This is a genomic window from Leptospira sarikeiensis (assembly GCF_004769615.1).
Taxonomy (GTDB): Bacteria; Spirochaetota; Leptospiria; order Leptospirales; family Leptospiraceae; genus Leptospira_B; species Leptospira_B sarikeiensis.
This window is the reverse complement of record NZ_RQGF01000026.1, coordinates 28,720-50,238: the sequence shown is the minus strand read 5'-3', so window position 1 is coordinate 50,238 and position 21,519 is coordinate 28,720. Positions and strand designations below refer to the sequence as shown.

Sequence of the window (21,519 nt, the reverse complement as noted above, 5' to 3'; positions counted from 1 at the left end):
TTTGTAGGAATTCCTACTGAGGGATATTTCGTATCGTTTATTGATCAGAAAACGGATCCAATTCTAAAAATCTTGACTTTGTTTTCTTTCAACCCTAGTATAAGGTCATGAAATTACGTATAAATTCTTTTTATTCCAAATCTTTCGCGACTCTAACACTAACTGTATTTGCTTTAAGTGGAAGTTTACGATTTAACTCATTATCGGCTCAAGGTTCTTGTACATATTCAGTTAGCCAAGACGCGACCAGCTTAGATTGGAAAGCATTCAAATTTACTGAAAAAACCGGAGTAGGTGGTAAATTTACAAAGGTAAGTATTTCGGGAGCGAAATCCTCTGCAAATATTCCAGATGCTCTCAAAGGTTTAAAATTCTCTATTGATTCTTTGGATCTAGATAGTGCTAACCCGGAAAGAGATCCAAAAATAAAAGGTACGTTCTTCGGAAATCTAAAAGCAAACGGAAAGATTAGCGGTTCGGTTTCTTCTGCAAAACTAGAAGCGGATGGAAAATCCGGATCCGGGATCGTGAAACTTACTTGGAACGGAGTTACTAAAGATCTTCCATTACAATTTACTTTTGAAAACGGAGTGATCGAAGCAAAAGGTTCATTAGATGTAAATGATTGGAAGGGTGGAAAAGCTTTAGCAGCATTAAACGCGGCATGTAGTGAACTTCACAAAAGTAAAGACGGCAAATCGGTTCTTTGGCCGAATGTGGACATCGTAATCAAGTCCACTTTAAAGAAAGATTGTAAATAGAAGTAATGAGGGCGGGATGTTTTATCCCGCTCTATTAAAAATTTAAAATACTCTTATTATTTTTTATCCTCCGCTTGCTACAGGTCTGTAACAAATGCAGATGATAGGATGCGATTCACTGCATGGTACGCCAACACCGCCACCGTACCATGACTCAAAGGCTACAATAGTAGGACTTCCAACATATCCGGCATAACTACCCGTATTATCTTCCCCATTATTGCAGCTATTAGCTGCATAAAAATTTCCAGCTGCGTCTGCGAATGCCCAAAAACTAGAATTGCTTATTCCTGCATTAGAGAAACTAGTTTTTAGGTCTAAAGAGAATACAGATGGTAGGTCATCTGAGACAATCGTACCTGAAGGCCCTCTTACCGGAATATTCGTAGGAATATCTGCATAAAGCGAAGTTAAATTGTTTGCGCCTACGACAGAAGTTGCTATGAAGGGGGCAACATTTTGGCAACCGAAATCTATAATTGGTACAAACGGTCTTTCTTGACTACAAATTGTATGTAGGCTACTGTCAAGAGTCCCCGCACCTAGGATCGCTAAATTTCCATTTCGAGCGGAAGTCGAGTAGAGATACAAACCTTCCGGGGCAGAAACGAAACTAAGAAGGTTTGCTATAGGACTACATGTTCTATCTTGATTAGAGCATGTTTTTTCCGACATACATGTCTGAGTAAATAGTGAGAACAGTAAAATCGGAAAAATGCGATAGGTCATAGCTGAGTTTTTTTACAACTAGCTCGTTTTGTAAAATTAAATTCCCCGCTTTCTATTATAAATTTAAGATATTCTTTTATCCTCCGGTTGCCACTGGCCTATAGCAGATACATAAAATGGGATGAAGGCTATTGCAATAGTCGGATGTGCTCGCAAACCAAGATAATGCTGTAGTAAGAATCGAATTTCCGATTGCTCCTGTATATGCGTCCGTATAATCGTCTCCGCTATTACAGCTAACAGATGGGGCAGAAGATCCTTCTCCATCTGAGAAGGACCAGAAACTTCCATTGCTAATTCCTGCATTAGCTAAAGTGGTTTTTAAGTCTACACCGAAGAGAGAAGTTAGACCGTCTGAAATGATCGTTCCCGAAGGTCCTCTTACCGGAATGGTCGTAGGAATATCTGCGTAAAGAGAAGTTAAACTATTTGCAGATACTGTTGCTGACGATACCAAGGGAGCTACACTTGAACAACCTATATCTATGATTGGTGCAAACGGTCTATCTTGGCTACAAATTGTATGAAGGCTTGGATCCAGAGTGCCCGAGCCTAGGACTGCTAGATTTCCTGTTCTTGCAGAGCTCGAATATACATAAACTCCTTCCGGAGCAGTGAAAAAACTCAATATGTTTGCTTGTACACTACAAGTCCGGTCCTGATCGGAGCATGTTTTTTCCGACATGCATGCTTGAGTGAAAAGCAAGAAAGGTAGTATCAGAAGAACACGTTGGAACATAGCTTATTATCGAATTAAGCTATCCGAATTGCAAATTAAATTCATATATCCGAAAATTAAAGGAACGTTCTTTGGAAGTCTAAACGCAAATGGAAAGGTTAGTCGTTCACCTTTTTTAGCAAAGTTAGAAGAGGGTAGTAAATCTGTTCTTTGGCAGAATGTAAATATTACGATTAAGTCTACTTTAAAGAAAAACCGTAAATAGAGATGAAAATGACTTGGAACGGATGCCTCGTCTTATCTTACACTGAAGAATACTTTTTGGGGATCAATTTTCATCATTTGATCCAGGGTTATAACATAAACAAAGAATTTTATGAAACTCCGCGCAAGAGCGAATATCGGTCTCAAACCAACTTTCTCTAGCTTTGTTTAATGTATTTCCTACCGTTCCTCGAAGAAATAAAGTTCCATCATCGTTTCCATTCAAACAATTATTGGATGCCTGGAGGCCTGTTCTATCTCCGAAACTCCAAAATGTTTGTCTTCCTAAACCAGCTCTTTCTAAACTAATTTCCAGATCTGATGAGAATAAATTCACAAAATCTCGAGCTATAAATGTTCCAAAAAGACTTCGAATTGGGACGTCTATGAGCGGCATATCTTCATAATTTGTACCTAAAGAATTGGCGGGAGTAGAAAATGTAGAAATTAGCGGGGCATATTTATAGCAAAGATTGTTTGTCGTAGTAATGAGAGATCCTTCTTGTTTACATAAATAATTTAAACTGTCATCGAGACGCTCAGGGCCAAGAACGGATAAATTCCCATTATAACTACGGCTTGTCGCAAACAAAAAAATTCCTTCTCCGACCGGTAAAATTCTTCCGAAATAGGTAGGGCAATCCACAGCGCTACAGTGTTCATTGGTATTACAAGTTTGAATTAAAGCAGCCAATCCTAGAATGATTAAAAAACGATATGCTGTTTGTCTGGTCACTCGGTTCTTCCCGCAGTATTAAATATTATAAATTTATTAAATTAACCTCCGCCTGATACAGGTATATAGCACATACAAAGAACTTTATGAGTTTGACTACAAGTAACAGTGCTAGTGCCTAACCAACTTCCAGAGGTTGTAACATTACTTACTCCGCTTGCGCCTAATAAGCTCGTATTATCTTCTCCATTTGAGCAACTATCTGTAGCAGTGTTTCCGGCTCCATCGCTAAAGCTCCAAAAGGAAATATTCCCTGTTCCGGCTTTTTCTAAGCTCACTTCCAGATCAACAGTAAAAAGGCTCGCGTAATCGGAAGCGACCATTGTTCCGTTTGGCCCTCTTACCGGATATTCGGTAGTTGGAAAGTCTGCATAAAAAATATCTATTGAATTTACCGGAACTAGTGTTGTCGAAACCAAAGGCGCTACTTTAGAACACCGGTTACTTGTCATGTTTGAAAAGGCAAGTTCTTGGCCGCAAAGAAAATTTAAACTAGAATCCAAAGCTCCAGTACCAAGGACAGATAGATTTCCCTGGTAACTTGCATTTGAAGCGTATATATAAATTCCGTCCGGTCCTAAAAGAAGAAGGCTCAGAAGATTTGCCTGAGGATTGCATGTTCTGTCCTGATCCGAGCACGTTTTGTCGGTTATACATGTTTGAACAAATAATGAGAGAATTAAGATCAGAAAAATGCGATTGATCATAACTAAGTCTTTTGACAAATAGCTTGATTTGTAAAATTAAATTTAACAAGTCCGCAATTAATCTTGGTACGATATTTTTTATTCAGGTAAAATTAGAATATTGTACAATTTAGATTGGATTCTCAATGTATCCGTTTTTAACCACCACCCGAAGTCGGAACGTAACACATGCAAAGAATTTTATAAGTTTGGTTGCAGCCAAAAACATTACCACCAAACCAGCCTCCGGATATTGTAGTATTGCTGATTCCGGTTTCTCCGAATATACTGCTGGTATTATCCTCTCCATCAGAACAATTGTCTGCTGAGTAATTTCCTCCCACATCGCTAAAGGTCCAGAAGGAAATATTTCCGGTCCCGGCTGCTTCTAAACTTGCTTCCAGATCAAGTGTAAAAAGATTTCCATAATCGGTGGCAACCATTGTTCCATTCGGTCCTCTTACTGGAACTCCAGTCATTGGAAAGTCTGCATAGAGTAGATCCGTTTGATTTACGGAAACCGCCAATGTAGAAACCATGGGTGCCACTTTCGAACAGCTATTACTGATCATATTTGAGAAGGCAAGTTCTTGGCCGCAAAGAAAGTTTAAGCTAGAATCTAAATTCGAAGGTCCCAAGACGGATAAATTTCCCTGATAACTTGCGTTTGTAGCATAAATGTAGATCCCTTCAGGCCCAGAGAAAAGAATACTGAGAAGATTTGCAGTCGGACTACAGGTCCTGTCTTGGTCAGAACAAGTTTTTGCGGTCATACAATTGTTAAGAAAAAAAACAAAAATAAGTACATAAATTATTGAGCGAATCATCGATTGATTCTCTACCTATTTTCATTAAACCGCAAGAGATTAAATTCTATATTTTATGGAATAAACTAGAGTGTTTCTCCGTTTATGGGGTATTAAATAATATTACCCTTCGGTTGCTCCACTTCCACTAGCCGGTGGAACGTAACATATACAAAGGATCCTATGGGATTGGCTGCAGGAAAGAATATCTGTAGCAAACCAGCTTCCCTGTGTAACCACCTTCGGACTTCCTAATTGGCCGAGAGATCCTGAAGTAGAATCTGTGCCTCCATTGCAATCGTCTGCAGCGTAGCCACCATTACCTGTACCGAAACTCCAGAATAGCGAATCTCCTAAACCCGCAGCAGATAGACTCAATTGCAAATCGCCACTAGAAAATAAAGTAGACATTTCTTGAGTAATTAGAGCTCCGAAGGGTCCTCTAATTGCGACACCGTTATAGGGTAAATCAGCATATAACAAATTTAAATCATTAGCCGGAACAGCCGAGGTAGATACGAGTGGAGCTACGCTTTGGCAATTTTGATCTATAATCGGAGCAAGTAAACGGTCATTTTGACAAATAGAATGAAGACTTGCATCTAAAGTCCCGGTACCAAGGATCGCTAGATTTCCTTTATATGTAGCTGAGCTTGAATAAACGTATATTCCGGATGGAGCAGAAAATTTGGATAAAATCAGTGCTTCTACGCTACAGCTTCTATCCTCATCAGAACATGTTTTATCAGTAATACATTCAGTTAAAGAAAACGAGAAAAACAAAATTAGAAAAAGACGATAGAACATTGCCCAACGCTCTGCTAATCCTTATTAGTCGGCAAGAATTTATTTTTATCTTATTCTATAAAGGCTTGGAGCTTTATTTAATTGAGTGATTCAATTTGGTTCAATAACAAGCGCAAATAATCGGATGATATTCTGAACAACCAGGAGCTCCTGATGATACCCAACCATTCGTGGGCTCATCGGGGGTTCCAATGGCGCCCGCTGCACTGTTACTTGTTCCCGCGATACAATTGTCTGCAGAATTATAAACACCTCCAAGACTGGAAAATGTCCAAAAATTTTGGGATACCACACCTGCTGCTTGCAATGTTATTAACGGATTTTCATCAAGGAATAGGTTCCAAGAATTTGCGATGATATCCCCTTTAGCTCCTCTTACTGGATAGGAAGAAGTATCAGGCATACCGTAATCAGTCGGAAAATTTGATAGGTTATGAGTTGAGGTTGATACTAATGGAAGCACATTTGAACAACTGGAATTTATGATCGATGCGAATAGTCGATTACCCGTGCAAATATTATGCAGACTATCCTCAAAACTAGATCCGTATTTTGCTAGATCTCCTTGGTAGGATGTCTGAGTGGAATATAAATAGATTCCCTGTGGTGCGGAGAAGATAGAAAGTATCTGTCCTTCAACACCGCAGCTTCTATCCTTATCTGAGCAGGTATCTGAGGACATACAAGCATTGGAGAAAAAAAGTAAAATTGTAAAAAAGTAGAACGGCTTATACATGCAAAAATTCCTTAAATTATATCTTTATAGTTTATAACTGGATAAAGTTCTTCAATAACAAATACAAAGGACTTTTTTAAATTGATCGCAAGTTCTGTTTCCAAAGGAGAACCAACTTAGGTTTGTATCATTCGGATCTCCGATATTTCCTGTGTCTCCATTGTCGAAATTCACTCCGTTCGTACAATTCGAACTACTATAACTTCCGCCCGTACTAAATGTCCAAAATTCTTCCGTGGTAACGCCTGCTTGGTTCATGGATAAATTCGGTATAGAAGCGAAGATAGAATTCCAAGTATTAAAAATTAGTTCGCCTCTTGCTCCTCTTACGGGGAGAGTTCCATCTAAGGAAAAATCGGTCACGTATGTGTTCATTGAACTGGAATCGGTCGAAGTAAAAGGGAGCACGTTTCCACAAGAGGATATAGTTTGGGCGAAGAATCTAGCTTCAGAGCAAATATTCATTAGGCTAAGTTGAAGATTCGAGCCATATGCCGCCAAATTTCCTTGGTAGTATTCTTGAGTGGAATACATATAAATACCAGGAGGAACGGATATATAAGAATATAAAATTTCATTAAAACTGCAGCTTTTATCCTCTGAGGAACAAGTTTTGCCGTTCATACAAGCATTAGAGGAAAGAAGAATAAGCAGAAATAACGGAGCAAAAAATTTCACCGCATGATTTAAAACCGATCACACTCGTTTGGCAAGAAATAATTTATTATCGTCTTTCTAAGTTAGGAATTTAGGGAGTAAAACAAGTACATAGAACTCTATGAAAGGTATCACAATTCTCCGAGGAATCTCCTCCTGGGCTCAACCAATCCGAATCTTTCGTATTCGCTGAACCGATTAATCCGTTGAGTTCGGAACCTTTATCCGTACCTATATTACAATTGTTTGAGGGTGCTCCGCTCTCAATAGAGAAAGACCAAAAATCTTCGGTTCCTAAACCTGCCTCCGCAAGAGATCGGTTTAAAGGTAGGGGAGTTTCAGTGCTCATGAATTCGCCCCAATTGTTCGCAAGTTGAATTCCTGTCGGACCTAATACAGGAATATTCGTAGGTAGAGAATATGAAGTCGGAAAATCATATAGGGGAACGGAATCACTTGCAATCAAGGCCCATACATCCGGGCAAAGTTGATTCACTAAAGAAGAAAATAATTTTTCTCCCCTGCATATGTTTTGTCCGCTAATCTCCAATGTTGAACCGTAAGCGGCTAAATTTCCTTGGTATTTTGTGCTTGTTGAGTATATGTAAACTCCGCTTGGAATACCAAAATAAGAGGTAAATAATGCCTGAGTATTGCAGCTCTTATCCTCATCAGAGCATGTTTTGTCCGAGATACATCCAAAAGATAAAAGGCTAAAAAGAAGGATAAAGATATAAATTCGCATAACGACTGTCCATACGTTATTATATCTTTTTAAAAATGCAAGAAGCTTTATAAACCGGATGTGTCCGGTGTAAAACAAATACAAAGAACGCGTTGAGCCGTATTACAAGTGGCAGTGTTGCTAGCCGGAGGATTCAGCCAATCAGAAGTAGTGATTGTTGCGCTTCCTATCGATCCATCCGTTTCGCCATCTTTTTGTGTACCGGAATTACAGTCCAAAGCTAGGGTTCCTCCAACGAGAGAGAAGCCCCAGAAAGGATCTGCTCCTAAACCAGCGCTATACAAACTCATATTCAAAGAAGATGTACCATCAAGAATGGTTGGCAAATTATCACCGATCTTAAGACCAGAAGGACCGTAGATTGGTAAGGTACTAGACACACCGTAACTTGCAGGAAAATCGTAAAGATTACCTTCCGTTGTGGGGACAAATGCTAACACTTCCGGACAAAATAGATTGAGTAGATTGGAAAATAGACGTTCATTTCTACAAATATTATCCGCTCCGGTTCTTACACTCGTTCCGTGAGAAGCCAAATCTCCATAATATTTGGTATAAGTGGAATACATATAGATCCCGTCTGGCAAAGAAGAAGAGAGAGCGAGATAAGATAGGGGATTGCAGGCTCTATCCTCATCCGAACAAGTTTTATCTGAAATACATCCGAAAGACAGAAAGTTTAATAGAAGGATATAAATAGAAATTCGCACCGTGATCTTAAACTTTTAAGATAGCACGGAATTGCAAGAAGCTTATTGTTGTTCTTCTCCAGAAGAAACTTCAGGTGTAAAACAAATGCAGAGTACACGATGAGTCGTATTGCAGCTTGCGATGGCCTCTCCACCAGGCCTTAACCAGTCCGGGTCTTTCACAGTAGCGGAGCCAAATGCTCCAGATCCTTCCGAAGTTTTGTCTGTCCCACCGCTACAATTACTTCCGGCATAACCTCCTCCCTGACCGGAGAAAGTCCAAAAATCATCCGTACCTAAATTTGCATCCGATAAAGGACGCTCTAAAAACAATTCGCCGAGTATGAAGTTGTCCCAAGTAGATGCAAGTTCGATCCCTGTTGGACCGAAAACTGGAATAGAAGTAGGGACGGAAAACGAAGTGGAAAAAGTATTTATAGGGACAGACTCGCTAGCGATAAGAGCCCATACATCCGGACAAAGTTGATTCACAAGAGAGGAAAATAATTTTTCCCCTCTGCATATGTTTTGACCGCTAAACTCAGGAGTAGAGCCATAAGCAGAAAGATTACCTGCATACTTTGTGGCAGTGGAATAAACATAAATTCCCTGGGGTATCAATAAGGAAGAAGTTAGGAATGCTTGAGGATTACAAGACTTGTCCTCATCAGAACATGTTTTATCTGTGATACAACCGAATGATAAAAAGCTAACAAGGAGTATATAGATGTAAATTCGCATAACAAACTGACCTTAAGCTCATAGGCCGGTTTAAAATTACAAGAAAATTCTTGTGCTCTTTAAAGTGCGGCGCTTTCTCCTGCGATATAACAGATGCATAATATTCTTAAAGATTTATCGCAATAAGAGGTGTTTGGTGACGCACCGTTAAGCCAGTTGACCGCAGTGCTATTCGGAGTGCCGATGCTTCCTACTATTTCGAAATCTTTACTATTCCCGCTGGAACAATCACTTGATTGGTTTCCTGCCGAATCCGAAAAAGTCCAAAATAGTTCGGATCCTAGTCCCGCGGCAGAGAGTGTGGTTTTTAGAGGCATTGCTGAACTTCCGAAAAAGGCACTCCAGTTATCAGCGATCAAAATCCCTGTCGGGCCCAAAATATTAACGTTACCGGGGACACCATACTCGCTTGAATAATCAAATAAGGGCGCATTTGCAGTAGATACGATTGCCTGAACATTCGGACAGAATTGATTGGCCAGTCCTGAGAAAAACTTCTCGTTTTTGCAGATGTTTTGGAGACTCTCTTCCTCAGTTGTTCCGTAAGCGGCTAGATTCCCTTGGAACTTTTGGTTTGTAGAATATATATAGATCGCATCTTGCGAAAAGGCAAGGTAAGAAGAAATCATAGCCTCAGGACTACAACTTTTGTCATCCCCGGAACAGGTCTTGTCCGTAAAACATCCAGAAAACGAAAAACTAAATAAAATGATCCCGATAAAATTGCGCATTCCTTCTAACGCTTACGGACTCTCCTTAGAATGCAAGATATTTACTGTTCTTATTCTTCAGAGGGTGCGTATGTAGGCGATACAGCCTGCAAAACATATTGGCATTTTGTTATTAAGCGAAATCTAAGTATGTCAAGGCCCTTGTCTTAATTTAATATAATTAGCAAAATGATCTTCTTCTCGATAATCTTATCGTAATAAAAGCGATCTATTTCGAATGAAGTCCGGGTTTGTATTGGACGGATTTGCGGATTTCTAAGCCTAATCTTCAACGAATTTCTCATTCCACTTGACTAAATTATCTAAAAGTATTTTCTTCTGCCAAGATGCGCCCAATTCTTAGATCTTGTTCCAAACTAGTAGTACTACTTATAACGATCCTCCTTCCAATCGGCCTATTTGCCGACCAAACCATCCTTCTTCGTAAAGGAGGCAAGATCATCGGTAACGTTGTGGGCCAGAACGAAAAAACAATCACAGTCCAATCCGATTCCGGAAAGCAGACCATAAACAAAAGAGATATATTAAAAATTATTTATAAAGATATCACTGCTGAAGAAGAGAAAAAGATCCGTAAGGAAGAGGAAAAAAAGATCCAGGAAAATCCTCAGGTAGTAGAGGAGCCTATCCAGATCCTTCCACCTAGTTCTACAGAACCTAAGCGTAGTCGTTGGAGTGCAGTTTGGCGTTCCGCTTTGATACCGGGCTGGGGGCAATGGTATACTGGCCATAAGTTAGAAGGTGGAATTACTGGGGGAGCATTCCTCGGATCCCTTGCATACTCTGCTTCTTCTAGATCCGAAGCGGAATCTGCAAAGAGTAAATACGATGATGCAGTTTCTAAAAGTAGCACCACAGGTTCCCTGATTTTTGGGGGAGGAGTTGCGAACTTTTATCTTCTAACCGTTGTTCCGGGTGCAAGAGCAGACTATGAAAGCGCCATTCAATCTTATAATACTTCCGTTTATGTGCTTGGAACCGTATATTTAGCTCAGCTTGTTCGTTCCTATTTCTTAGGAAAAGCCTGGGAGAATGAAGCAGGTTCCAACCCTGTTGCCTGGACTGTTACTCCAAAACCGGATTGGATGGTAGGCAAAATGGGCTGGGGCGCAGAAGCAAGCGTCACCCTCGGATTTTAGGAATTTTCCTAACAAAAAAGGGCTTTTGAGACTAGGATTTTTCTCCTAAAGCCCTAAAACCTCAAATTTCCTTGACCCCTTAGGCCGGTACGCGAAATTGGCCAATACAGGACATACCCATGCCAATCGTATCTAAACCGCAGAGAACTCCTTCCTTAAAAAAGGAACAAGCAAACAAAGCTTGGTACGTTGTCGATGCTGAAGGTAAAACTTTAGGTCGCCTTGCGTCGGAAATCGCACATAGACTTCGCGGTAAACATAAACCTACTTTTACTCCGAACGTTGATTGCGGAGATAATATCATCGTTATTAATGCAGCGAAAGTTGCTGTGACTGGAAATAAAGAAACTCAAAAAGAATATTTCCACCACTCACGTTACCCAGGCGGGATGACCGCTACTACTCTCCAAAACATGAGAGTAAAACATCCTGAAAAAATTCTATACGAAGCAGTTAAGGGTATGCTTCCAAAAAGCAAACTTGGTGCGGAAATCCTGACTCATTTCAGGATTTTCCCAGGAAGTGAGCATAACCTCGGCGCTCAAAAGCCGGTAAAACTGGAACTATAGGAGATATTAGAATATGGCAAGCTCCAAGGAAATCTGGGCAGTAGGTCGTCGTAAGAACGCAATCGCCCGCGTAAAATTAAAAGAAGGTTCCGGTAAAATTGTAATCAACGATAGAGATTACAAAGATTATCTTCAAAACAGCCGTTCTAATATTAAAGAAGCTTTAACAGCTTTAACTCTGATGAATGTTTCCGAAAAGTTTGATCTTAAGGTAAACGTTTCCGGAGGAGGGATCATCGGACAAGTCGGAGCGATCCGTCACGCACTTGCGAGAGTGATCTGCCGTTATAATCCTGAGTTCAGAGCTACTGTTAAAAAAGAAGGCCTTCTGACTCGTGACCCACGTATGGTGGAACGTAAAAAATACGGTCTACATAAAGCACGTAGAGGAACTCAGTTCTCTAAACGTTAATCTACGCTTTTTAGATCTATTTTGTGGAATGCCTGAAGTTCTTGTAAAAGACCTCGGGCATTTTCTGTTTTTAGAGGTTGCATGAATTTTAAAAAAGTTTCCGAAGTCCGCAAAATCTTTTTGGATTATTTTAAGGAGAAGGGCCACACAATAGTTCCTTCTTCGTCTCTTCTGCCTGCGGGAGATCCTACTCTTCTTTTCACTACTGCCGGGATGGTACAGTTCAAACCATTATTCACCGGAGCAGTGGAACTTCCTTATACAAGAGCAACCTCCGCTCAAAAATGTCTTAGGACCACCGACTTAGAGAATGTTGGAAAGACTGAAAGGCATTGTACATTCTTCGAAATGCTCGGAAACTTCAGTTTCGGAGATTATTTTAAGGAAGAAGCGATCGAATACGCTTTGGATTGTTCCGTAAATCGTCTTGGATTTCCTGTGGAAAAAATTTGGATCACAGTATTCGAGAATGACGATGAAGCTGAGAAGATCTGGATCTCTAAAGGGATCCCAAAAGAAAGGATCACTCGTTTAGGCAAAAAAGATAATTTCTGGGGACCTGCGGGAGATAGCGGAGCCTGCGGACCTTGTTCGGAATTGTATTTGGATAGAGGACCTGAAAAGGCACTTCCTGATTGCGGGGTAAAATACGAATGTAAACCCGGCTGCGATTGCGATCGTTTTTTAGAATTTTGGAATATAGTATTCAACCAATTTAATCAGGACACGGAAGGAAATCTTCATCCTTTAAAACAAACCGGGATTGATACAGGTTCAGGACTCGAGAGAGTAGCTCTTCTTTTACAAGGAGTAGATTCTGTTTATGATACTGATGAACTAAGAGGAATCATCACTGAGGTCGAAAAAATCTCAGTTAAAACCTATCAGGAATCCACAAAAGTCCCATTCAGAGTAATCACGGATCATATTCGTTCCGTATTATTTACAGTTTCCGACGGGATCTATCCCGATAGAACGGGCAGAGGTTATGTAATCCGAAGATTGATCCGAAGAGCAGTCTTATTCGCGCGTAAATTGGATCTGAGGGAACCCTTCTTATACAAACTCGTAAAGCCGGTATGCAATATTTATAAAGAAAGATATCCGGAACTTGAAAAACACGCTGCTGCGGTAGAAAGGACTCTTCTAGCAGAAGAGGAACTCTTCTTAAAAACTTTGGAAATCGGTTTGGAGAAGATAGAAGTTTTAGTTTCAAAAACAAAATCCGAGGGTTCCAACACATTCTCCGGAAAAGACAGTTTCTTACTCTATGGAACTTATGGTTTTCCTGCGGAAATGACCGAAGAGATCGTAGCAGAACATGGACTTTCCTTCGATCGTAAAGGTTTTGAAGAAGAACTTGAGAAAGACAGACAGTCTTCCAGAGAGACTTGGAAAGCAAATAAGGTTTCCTTATTCACAGGGATCAAAACGGATAAGACCCAATTTTTGGGTTACGATGTATTAGAAGCAGAGTCCGATCTGAAGTTTATTTTCTCCGAAAATAAACAGGCTCAAACTTTAAAAGAAGGAGAGTCTGGAGTTTTAGTATTTTCTTCCAGCCCATTCTATCCGGAAGGAGGGGGCCAGGTTGGAGATATCGGATTCATCCGAAAAGACGGGTCCGTCTTCAAAGTATTGGATACTCAAAAGGAAAATGATATCATCCTACATATCGGTACTGTTCTTTCCGGAAGTTTTTCCTCCGGAGACAGGGCAAAACTGGAAGTAGAAAAAGAAAGAAGAGAAAGATTAAAATTCCACCATTCAGGTACTCACTTGCTGAATGGTGCTCTGAGAAATCTTTTGGGAAATCATGTACTCCAAAAAGGATCCATCGTATCACCAGAATATCTTCGTTTTGATTTTTCACATCCGAGCCCTTTAAGTGTAGAAGAAATTCGTAATATAGAATCCTGGGTGAACGAAAGTATCGTTCGTCATATTCCTGTGGAGACAAAAGTCCTTCCGATAGAGGAAGCAAAGAAGACGGGTGCAGTCGCAGCCTTCGACGAAAAATACGGAGATAGCGTCAGAGTTCTTCAAATGGGAGATCGTTCCCTGGAATTCTGCGGAGGAACTCACGTAGTAAATACCGGAGATATCGGATACTTCTTCATCAAAAAAGAATCCAGCCCTGGTGCAGGTAACAGAAGAATAGAAGCTGTCGCTGGTCCTTTAGTGATCGAGACCTTTCAGAATCGTTTTGCGGAATTAACGGAATCGGTACAAAATATTAATCTAAAGATCAAAGACGAGCTTGGAGCAGAAGGGACTTCTCTTTCTATTAAAACTTCAATACCTGGTCCGGATGAGATCCGTTCTTTATTCGAAACAAAGGGTGCGGGTGCAGTAGTTCCTCTTCGGGATCTTTCTGAAAAACTCTCTTTGGAGTTAGAAGAGACGCAGTCCAAATTCCTGAAAGAAAAGAAAAATAGAGAGTCCAGAGATTTCGAAAATAATCCTGACGTCATCGCAAAAGTATTCGAAAATTCTAAAGTGATCGGTTCTACTAAGGTAGTATCCGCTATTTTCGAGTCCAAGGACGCGAAGGCATTAAAGGGACTTTCAGACAATATTAAGGTTAGAGAAAAAGAGATCGTGGCAATTCTTGCGAGTAAGAACGCGGAAGATGCAAGTATTGTGATCACCTGCTCTTCTTCTTTAGTTGGAAAAGTTCATTGCGGAGATTTAGTAAAGGCCGCTTGTGAAATTTTAGGCGGTAAGGGCGGAGGTAAACCGGACATGGCCCAAGGCGGAGGAAAAGAAGTCTCCAAAGTGGAAGAAGCCGTTCGCTCCGCATTAGATAAAATTTCTCTTAGCCTAAATGGAGGAAAATAATGAGCGATCCATCATTCGACGTAGTTTCCGAGATCGACAAACCTGAATTACAAAATGCGGTCACCCAAGCGATCGCAGAGATCAAAAATAGATTCGATTTTAAGGGTTCCAAATCAGAGATCAAATTGGAAGAAGAGAATCTTGTTTTAACTTCCGACAACGAAGCGAAGTTGGAAAGTGTAATCGATGTTCTCATCAACAAAATGGCGAAAAGAGGACTCGGTCTCAAATCTTTCGACTTTAAATCCAAAATAGAGCCTGCAACCGGTAACACTGTTCGGATGAAAGTGAAGATCCGTAATGGTCTAGAAAAAGAGCAGACCAAAGAAATTACAAAGATCGTAAAAGATTCTAAACTGAAAGTGATCCCAACCATCATGGGAAACTGCGTCAGGATCCAAGGTAAGAAGAAGGATGATCTGCAAGAGATTATGAGACTTCTAAAAGCAGCCGATCTACCTTTCGACGTTCAGTTCCAAAACTTTAAGGGCTAATCATTATTCTCCGGTAATCAATATTCCGCAGGAGTCTGCGGTTTTTGAAAATTTGTAGTTCCAATTTTTGGAACTTTCTGGTAGATTCGTGATATGCGAAAAAACCGAATCATTTCCAGAGCAACACTTGTGGATTTCTGGAAAAAACATCCAAAAGCAGAAATTCCTTTATCTGCCTGGTACTGGGACGCTAAGAAATCATTTTGGACAGAACCTAAGATCATCAGAGAAAGATATAGGTCCGCTGATTTTTTTCCGGGGAATCGAGTCGTTTTTAATGTGGGCGGGAATAATTACAGAATTATTGTAAAGATGGAATATAAGTTTGGGGGAGTGTTTATTCGATTTGTAGGAACTCATTCCGAATACGATCGAATAGATGCGACCACGATTTAGATTCTGTCCAAGGGTTTTATTATGACAAATGCGATTCTAGTACAGCCGGTGATTTCCAAAACTGATCATAAATCTGCCTTAAAGCGGATCGAAACATTGATGGATCTTGAAAAAAGAACAAGAGATCAAGAAATCGAATTAGAGACATTATTTGTCTTGGTAAGTAATTATGAGGAGAAACATGTCCTGATCTTTCCGCCTCATCCGATAGATGCGATCCTCTTCAGAATGGAACAACAAGGTCTTACTCAAAAGGACGTGGCAAAAATTTTAGGATCTAAACAGAGAGCCTCCGAGTATCTGAACAAAAAAATCCCACTTTCGATCGAAGCGATCAGAAAACTGAATGATTCCTTAGGTATTTCGGGTGATATATTGATCCAAAAATACACCACAAAAAAATAAAAGGTTAGCGGCTTGACAAAACATTCGGATGCGCTGAGGGTCTAATTTACGTATGAAACGTTTCTCATTCGCCGCAATTATATCTATCTTATTGATCTCCGGTCTTTCGGCAGAGGAAGAGAGCCCGATCAAATTTAAATTAGAAAGATCATCCCCTTCTTCTTATCTTCTCAAAGTGATTCATCCTGAAAATTTCGGGATACAAAAAGAAGCTCCTCACAGAATTCTGATCAACCCTGGACCTGGGCTAAAAGTGATTTCCGCCGACTTAAAACTAAAGGGAAAAACATCCACTCGTAAAAAAGAATATTTTGAAACTGTGGAGCCTATGCAAGTGAAGTTGGAAGGAAGCGGAGAATTGGAAATACACGCGAAAATTTTCTACTGCGATTATAATCGTAATATCTGTATCCCAGGAAAGATATTACAAAAAGAAATTATTCAATGATCCGAGACCGGATCTGATGGAAGGAAAGCGGCAAATATGCCGCTTTTTTTATGTACTATTTTTTAATCTCTATTTTTAAGTCAGGCTGAGAAACATGAAATAGATAATAAGTCTTTCCATTGATAGGCTTGGAAGTTTTTACGATCTTACCTTTTGTATCCACAAGTTCTTTTAAAAATTTTCTGTCGGTAGGACGGAAAGAATCTCCCTTCTCCGCGATAAACAGATTTAAGGCCCTTTTTTTAGCCAGGTCGAGAGCCTCTCCTTCGTTACTATCTAAAGAAGAAACAACTACTTGGTATGTTGAAGAACTGATAAATCCTTCGGTAGCCTTAACGAATTGATCGTCTTCGGTAGGCGCAGATTCTTCTGTTACGTTTTTAGGAGTTTCTTTTTTAGGCTCTTCCGTTTGAGGAGTTTTACAAACGGAAATTAGAGAAACGATCAGTATTGCAAAAATCGTTTTTGTAGGCATAGATTGGATTTCCTCTATCTCACTGAGTTATTTTTGTTTCTAAGGTCCGCTTTAGTAAATCCGCATCTACGATCCGAAATACCATTGTGCAGGTCTTGGGATCGCTATAGTCTTCTTTGTATAAGAACAATCTATCTAAAAGCCAAGCGAAACTTGCTCGGTAGGTTAGATAATCCGCATTTATGATTTCCGTCTTCTTCTTTTCTTTTTTTTCCTCAGGGCCGGTGTCCTCTTCTTGGGTTTGGACAACCTGGGTGGCTATGGATGCAGCGCCCATAGGAGAATTGGATTTAGTTCTGACTGCCTGGATCGGTCCAGGAAGAGGTTCATATTTTGGAACGGTAGAATTGACTCCGACCCCGATCCAAGTTTTATTTTCTTCGGTGATTTGCGCGATTATTAGATTGATCGATATCTCGTCCCGTTTACGTATCGCTCTGGTCTTACAATCTTCTCTCAATGTTAATAGAGGCTTCTCTTGATTGGGAACTGGGACAGTTACTACGACTTGGAAATAGTCATGCGATATAAATCCTGAGTCGTTCAGGTTTTCCCAAACTTTTCTTCTATATTCGGGATCCGCAGGTTCGCAGGAGGAAAGAATAAGAAGAAGGAATGAGACCGACAAAACCCGGAACATAGTTCCTAGTTTATAGCATCCCTCTACAAAAACCAGCGGGATTTTTTCTTGGTAACTTCTGGACAACATTTGTTTTTGAGGAAATCTTGTTGGTTATGTCGAGACATCTATTCGGATCCGTCATCTCTCGTTTCTTTTTACTCTTTTTTATTCTGAACTTTTTTATAAATTTCGGAACCTTTGCCGATGGGGATATCTTCCAAGAGATCAGAACCACGCTCGAATCCAGGACCAAGAAGATCGTTTTAAAAAACGGGATCAGGCTCCTAATGATGAAGAGGGAAGATTCTCCTACTGTTGCGGTTTATACCAAATTTTTAGTAGGAGCCGCGGATGAAACTCCAGAGATCGCGGGAACTGCACATTTGCTCGAACATATGCTTTTTAAGGGCACAAAGAATATAGGTGTCACCGATTATAAAAAAGAAAAAGTATATTTGGACCAGATACGAGTTTGGGGAAAACGTCTGGATTCTTATCGTTTGCAAGAGAGAGAGTTAACTTCAAAGGGACAACCGGTCCCTGAAAAATTGATCAAAGATAAGAATATATTGGAGACCAGATTTAAAAACCTGTTGGAACTACATCGCAAGTTTGTGGTTTCCAATGAAGATTCTTATATATACGAAAAAAACGGTGGCACAGGTTTTAACGCGTATACCACCAACGATGTTACGAATTATCAGATCTTACTTCCTGCAAATAGATTGGAGATCTGGGCCAAATTGGAATCGGATAGGCTCAAGGATCCTATATTAAGAGAATATTATACTGAAAGGGACGTGGTCTTAGAAGAAAGAAGGATGCGTGTCGAAAACCAAGGAATGGGGATCCTGAGAGAGAAATTTTTGGGAGCAGCTTTCGAAAAACATTCTTATGGAATGCCTGTGATCGGTTTCGAGTCCAATCTTCCTTTTTTAGATATAGATAAGACAGAGAAATTTTTTAAACAAAAATACAGACCTCATAATATGGCGATCGGGATCGTTGGTGATCTAGATTTTGATAAGACCGAAAAATTAGTACGCAAATACTTCGAAGATATTCCTGACGGGCCTTCTCCTGTTACTGAAAATCCTGAAGAGAGTTTCGATCATGAAACAAGAAGAGTAACGGTAAAACATTCTTCCGGGCCGATGAAGGTGATGGGTTGGTTAACCCCTGCTTCTCCTCATCCGGACAAACCTGTATTGGAACTCATCGATGCGATCTTATCCCAAGGTGAGACCGGAAGATTGTATAAAAGATTAGTACTTCGGGACAAACTCGCTCAAAGAGTCGCGTGTTGGACGGGAGAGCCCGGAGAAAGATATGCGAATTTATTCGCGATCTACGTTACCAATGTAAGGGGAGCAGATCCTGATAAAATAGAATCTTCTATTTTAGAAGAGTTGGAAACTCTGAAAAACGAGCCGGTTACTGAAGAAGAACTTCTGAAGATTAAAAATCAGATCGTGGCGGATTATATCAGAGGTCTGAACAGTAACTCCAAACTTGCGGATGTCCTTACTTACTACGAATTGGTGGCGGGAGATTGGACTGAGATCTTCGACGATTATGCTCGTCTGGATCGTGTAACCCCTGAAGACATTATGAGAGTTACAAAAAAATATTTTACATCCAGGAATTTAACAGTGGGTGATCTAGTGAATTCAGACGGAGAGAAAAAATGAATATTCGAAAAAGATTAATTATCTCCTCACTCGTTTTATTATTTTCCTTCAGCGCAAATGATGCAGCACCCGGAGATTTTGTTAAGGATGTAAAGGTCCCAACATTAGAATTCCATTTCCCGGAAATAAAAGATCTAGGAACCGATCCAAATACTCGTATCCTATATTTGGAAAATCCCGAGTTTCCGATCAAAACCTTGGAAATTTCATTTTATGCGGGACCTTCTTATTTCACTAAAACTTCTTCCGAGCTTGTGGAAATTTTTCCGGAGGCATGGAAGAAAGGGGGAACAAATTCTCACCCGGGAGAAAGTTTTGCGGAAGTTTGGGAGTCATACGGCTCCAAGCTCAGAGTGGATTCCGATCTTGATACGGTCACTTTGACTTTCTCTTGGCTTTCCAGATATGATAAGGAGTCCAAGGCGCTCATTTCCGAATTTTTGAAAGAGCCTATATTCGGCAAAGAAGCTTTCGAGATCGCAAGATTGCAATTAGGAGAGCAGATCAAAAGAAGAAATGATAATATCACCGGGCTTGCTTTTAGAAAAGCGACCGAACTTGTATATCATGGAAAAGTAAAAGGTAAGTCTCTTTCTTTGCAAAATTTGGATGAGTTAAAAGAAGAGAGCCTAAACGAATATTATAAAAATCAATTATTGAATTCCAGAAGGTCTATTTTATTGACCGGGAAATGGAAACAAGAAGAGATCCCCAAATTTTTAGAGGATATCCTTCCTGGTTTTTCCGGAAAACCTATCATGGAATCGGAAGGTTCCAGTTCGGAAGAATTAAATAAGAATCTAAAAGAAAGAGATCTCAAAAACCTGATCGTGGACAAGGCAAATACTCAGAACTTAGTTTTGTTCTTAGGCGTTGGTCCTGCACATAATGATAAGGATTTTTATGCAGTACAAGTCCTGAATTACCTGATCGGAGGTGGAGGTTTTACTTCCTACTTTATGAACAAGATCCGATCCGATAAAGGGTTAGCTTACTCTTCTTCCAGTCATCCTGTATTCGAAAAGGATCATTCGGTTCTTTATTTTTTCACCCAGACAAAATCCCAAAGTACGATGGAAGTCTATAATCTTATGGGAGAGATCCTGAGTGATGAAACATTTTCTAATATACGCGAAGATGAATTGAAGAATGCGAAGGAAGCGATATTGAATAAGTTTATTTTCTTATTCACGGATTCTATGGAAATTCTTCGCAACGAAGTGAGATTTAGAGAGCATAAAATGCCTAAGGATTATCTTCGTAAGTATAGGGACAAGATCCAGGAAGTAAGCCTTGCGGATCTTAAAAGAGTTGGTAAAATATATTTCAGAAGAGACAAATTAACTGCAGTCGTTTCCGGACCGAAATCCGTGGTCTCTTCTGAGTTGCCCGGACAAAAAGTTGTAGGTCCGGAAGATCCGATCCCCTGATGGAGTGTAGATTCGAACATAAAGGTTATATATTCGAAGGAATTTCGGAAGGGGGAATTCGCACATCTATAGCTCTTCCTCGTTTGGATCTGATGTTCGATATAGGTCATCAGAATCCGGATCGAGTTAATATTGAAAGATTGTTACTGACTCATGCTCATTTGGATCATTCTGCGGGGATCCCATATTATATTTCTCAAAGATCATTACGTAAATTAACCCCTCCTAAAATTTATCTTCCTAAAGACTTGGAAGCACCGATGAGGGAGATTTTATCTCTTTATTCCAAAATAGAGGATTTCCCGTATGTATATGAAATGAAAGCCTTGGGAGAAGGGGAAGAAGTGGATTTGGATACATTCCATTTTTTTAAAGCTTGGAGAACATTTCATAGGGTTTCTTCTCAAGGATACACGATCTACGAGAGAAAGAAAAAACTTAAATCGGAATTCTCAGGACTGACTGGGCCTGAACTTGTCCAAAAAAAATCGGAAGGTGTGGAAGTAAACGAACTGATCACCAAACCTTTGGTAAGCTTTTCCGGAGACACAAAAATAGAATACGTGTTAACTCATAAGGATGTAGCAGAATCCGAAGTCCTGTTTTTAGAATGTACTTATATAGACCAAGAAAGGACAGTCGAGAACGCAAGAGAATGGGGACATACACATTTGGATGAGATCCTACACCATCTGCCTTCTTTTAAGAACGAAAAAATCGTGCTAATCCATTTTTCCAAACGTTATCCTCCGAGCTATATTAGGAAAGTATTATCTAAGAGGATCCCTTCTTCAGAAAAAGACAGGATCCATCTATTTATTCCGGATTGA

The 21,519-nt window shown here is 40.0% G+C and carries 25 protein-coding genes; 12 read left to right on the top strand and 13 right to left on the bottom strand.

The window, feature by feature from the left end; translation table 11 throughout:
- Window positions 1-107 precede the first annotated feature (107 nt).
- Window positions 108-761 (top strand): YceI family protein, encoded by a 654-nt coding sequence (locus EHQ64_RS10495; RefSeq protein WP_135649443.1) that lies wholly within the window; start codon window positions 108-110, stop codon window positions 759-761.
- Window positions 762-1,566: 805 nt separating this feature from the next.
- Here EHQ64_RS10495 and EHQ64_RS10490 read toward each other — a convergent pair.
- From EHQ64_RS10490 to EHQ64_RS10440, 11 genes are all read right to left on the bottom strand, one after another.
- Window positions 1,567-2,229 carry a hypothetical protein gene (locus EHQ64_RS10490; protein ID WP_135649442.1) on the bottom strand — a complete coding sequence of 221 codons (663 nt, stop codon included), beginning with the start codon at window positions 2,227-2,229 and terminating at the stop codon, window positions 1,567-1,569.
- A gap of 268 nt (window positions 2,230-2,497) precedes the next feature.
- Entirely contained in the window at window positions 2,498-3,169 is a 672-nt protein-coding gene (locus EHQ64_RS10485) for a hypothetical protein (RefSeq protein WP_135649441.1), read from the bottom strand.
- A gap of 41 nt (window positions 3,170-3,210) precedes the next feature.
- Window positions 3,211-3,876 carry a hypothetical protein gene (locus EHQ64_RS10480; RefSeq protein WP_135649440.1) on the bottom strand — a complete coding sequence of 222 codons (666 nt, stop codon included), beginning with the start codon at window positions 3,874-3,876 and terminating at the stop codon, window positions 3,211-3,213.
- A gap of 137 nt (window positions 3,877-4,013) precedes the next feature.
- Window positions 4,014-4,628 carry a hypothetical protein gene (locus tag EHQ64_RS10475; RefSeq protein ID WP_246048706.1) on the bottom strand — a complete coding sequence of 205 codons (615 nt, stop codon included), beginning with the start codon at window positions 4,626-4,628 and terminating at the stop codon, window positions 4,014-4,016.
- Between the two features lie 156 nt (window positions 4,629-4,784).
- Window positions 4,785-5,468 (bottom strand): hypothetical protein, encoded by a 684-nt coding sequence (locus EHQ64_RS10470; RefSeq protein WP_135649438.1) that lies wholly within the window; start codon window positions 5,466-5,468, stop codon window positions 4,785-4,787.
- A 100-nt stretch (window positions 5,469-5,568) separates the two neighbouring features.
- Window positions 5,569-6,150 carry a hypothetical protein gene (locus tag EHQ64_RS10465; RefSeq protein WP_246048704.1) on the bottom strand — a complete coding sequence of 194 codons (582 nt, stop codon included), beginning with the start codon at window positions 6,148-6,150 and terminating at the stop codon, window positions 5,569-5,571.
- A 105-nt stretch (window positions 6,151-6,255) separates the two neighbouring features.
- Entirely contained in the window at window positions 6,256-6,828 is a 573-nt protein-coding gene (locus tag EHQ64_RS10460; protein WP_135649436.1) for a hypothetical protein, read from the bottom strand.
- 124 nt (window positions 6,829-6,952) lie between these two features.
- Window positions 6,953-7,606 (bottom strand): hypothetical protein, encoded by a 654-nt coding sequence (locus EHQ64_RS10455; RefSeq protein ID WP_135649435.1) that lies wholly within the window; start codon window positions 7,604-7,606, stop codon window positions 6,953-6,955.
- Between the two features lie 47 nt (window positions 7,607-7,653).
- Window positions 7,654-8,316, bottom strand: a complete 663-nt coding sequence (locus EHQ64_RS10450) for a hypothetical protein (RefSeq protein WP_135649434.1) — start codon at window positions 8,314-8,316, stop codon at window positions 7,654-7,656.
- Window positions 8,317-8,358: 42 nt separating this feature from the next.
- On the bottom strand, window positions 8,359-9,036 hold the full coding sequence (locus EHQ64_RS10445; RefSeq protein WP_135649433.1) for a hypothetical protein: 678 nt from the start codon (window positions 9,034-9,036) through the stop codon (window positions 8,359-8,361).
- 59 nt (window positions 9,037-9,095) lie between these two features.
- The gene (locus EHQ64_RS10440) at window positions 9,096-9,767 is read right to left on the bottom strand and encodes a hypothetical protein (protein WP_135649432.1); all 672 of its coding nucleotides are present in this window, start codon (window positions 9,765-9,767) and stop codon (window positions 9,096-9,098) included.
- Between the two features lie 326 nt (window positions 9,768-10,093).
- On the opposite strand from EHQ64_RS10440, the gene EHQ64_RS10435 reads away from it, so the two are divergent.
- The 8 genes from EHQ64_RS10435 (at window position 10,094) to mpl17 (ending at window position 16,471) form a co-directional block, all read left to right on the top strand.
- A complete protein-coding gene (locus EHQ64_RS10435) occupies window positions 10,094-10,906 on the top strand; it encodes an LA_0442/LA_0875 N-terminal domain-containing protein (RefSeq protein WP_135649431.1) in 813 nt (270 codons plus the stop codon).
- 119 nt (window positions 10,907-11,025) lie between these two features.
- Window positions 11,026-11,475, top strand: coding sequence for a 50S ribosomal protein L13 (rplM, locus tag EHQ64_RS10430; RefSeq protein WP_135649430.1), 450 nt, complete (start codon window positions 11,026-11,028; stop codon window positions 11,473-11,475).
- Between the two features lie 13 nt (window positions 11,476-11,488).
- On the top strand, window positions 11,489-11,887 hold the full coding sequence (rpsI, locus tag EHQ64_RS10425) for a 30S ribosomal protein S9 (RefSeq protein ID WP_135649429.1): 399 nt from the start codon (window positions 11,489-11,491) through the stop codon (window positions 11,885-11,887).
- A gap of 81 nt (window positions 11,888-11,968) precedes the next feature.
- Entirely contained in the window at window positions 11,969-14,728 is a 2,760-nt protein-coding gene (alaS, locus tag EHQ64_RS10420) for an alanine--tRNA ligase (RefSeq protein ID WP_135649428.1), read from the top strand.
- Entirely contained in the window at window positions 14,728-15,222 is a 495-nt protein-coding gene (locus tag EHQ64_RS10415) for a YajQ family cyclic di-GMP-binding protein (RefSeq protein ID WP_135649427.1), read from the top strand. The genes alaS and EHQ64_RS10415 overlap by 1 nt, the downstream gene beginning before the upstream one ends.
- Window positions 15,223-15,315: 93 nt before the next feature.
- On the top strand, window positions 15,316-15,618 hold the full coding sequence (locus tag EHQ64_RS10410; protein WP_135649426.1) for a type II toxin-antitoxin system HigB family toxin: 303 nt from the start codon (window positions 15,316-15,318) through the stop codon (window positions 15,616-15,618).
- Between the two features lie 21 nt (window positions 15,619-15,639).
- Window positions 15,640-16,023, top strand: coding sequence for a helix-turn-helix domain-containing protein (locus EHQ64_RS10405; RefSeq protein WP_135649425.1), 384 nt, complete (start codon window positions 15,640-15,642; stop codon window positions 16,021-16,023).
- A 52-nt stretch (window positions 16,024-16,075) separates the two neighbouring features.
- Window positions 16,076-16,471, top strand: coding sequence for a cell surface protein MPL17 (gene mpl17, locus EHQ64_RS10400; protein ID WP_135649424.1), 396 nt, complete (start codon window positions 16,076-16,078; stop codon window positions 16,469-16,471).
- A 55-nt stretch (window positions 16,472-16,526) separates the two neighbouring features.
- Here the strand turns inward: mpl17 and EHQ64_RS10395 are convergent, their stop codons facing one another.
- Window positions 16,527-16,946 carry a lipoprotein gene (locus tag EHQ64_RS10395; RefSeq protein ID WP_135649423.1) on the bottom strand — a complete coding sequence of 140 codons (420 nt, stop codon included), beginning with the start codon at window positions 16,944-16,946 and terminating at the stop codon, window positions 16,527-16,529.
- 19 nt (window positions 16,947-16,965) lie between these two features.
- Window positions 16,966-17,586 carry a hypothetical protein gene (locus tag EHQ64_RS10390; RefSeq protein WP_210410844.1) on the bottom strand — a complete coding sequence of 207 codons (621 nt, stop codon included), beginning with the start codon at window positions 17,584-17,586 and terminating at the stop codon, window positions 16,966-16,968.
- Window positions 17,587-17,681: 95 nt separating this feature from the next.
- Here EHQ64_RS10390 and EHQ64_RS10385 point away from each other — a divergent pair, with 95 nt between their 5' ends.
- Genes EHQ64_RS10385 through EHQ64_RS10375 form a run of 3 tightly spaced genes read left to right on the top strand, consistent with a single transcriptional unit; the run spans window position 17,682 to window position 21,519 of the window.
- On the top strand, window positions 17,682-19,259 hold the full coding sequence (locus EHQ64_RS10385; RefSeq protein WP_135649422.1) for a M16 family metallopeptidase: 1,578 nt from the start codon (window positions 17,682-17,684) through the stop codon (window positions 19,257-19,259).
- On the top strand, window positions 19,256-20,689 hold the full coding sequence (locus EHQ64_RS10380) for a M16 family metallopeptidase (protein WP_135649421.1): 1,434 nt from the start codon (window positions 19,256-19,258) through the stop codon (window positions 20,687-20,689). Before EHQ64_RS10385 ends, EHQ64_RS10380 begins: the two co-directional genes overlap by 4 nt.
- Window positions 20,689-21,519 carry an MBL fold metallo-hydrolase gene (locus EHQ64_RS10375; RefSeq protein WP_135649420.1) on the top strand — a complete coding sequence of 277 codons (831 nt, stop codon included), beginning with the start codon at window positions 20,689-20,691 and terminating at the stop codon, window positions 21,517-21,519. Before EHQ64_RS10380 ends, EHQ64_RS10375 begins: the two co-directional genes overlap by 1 nt.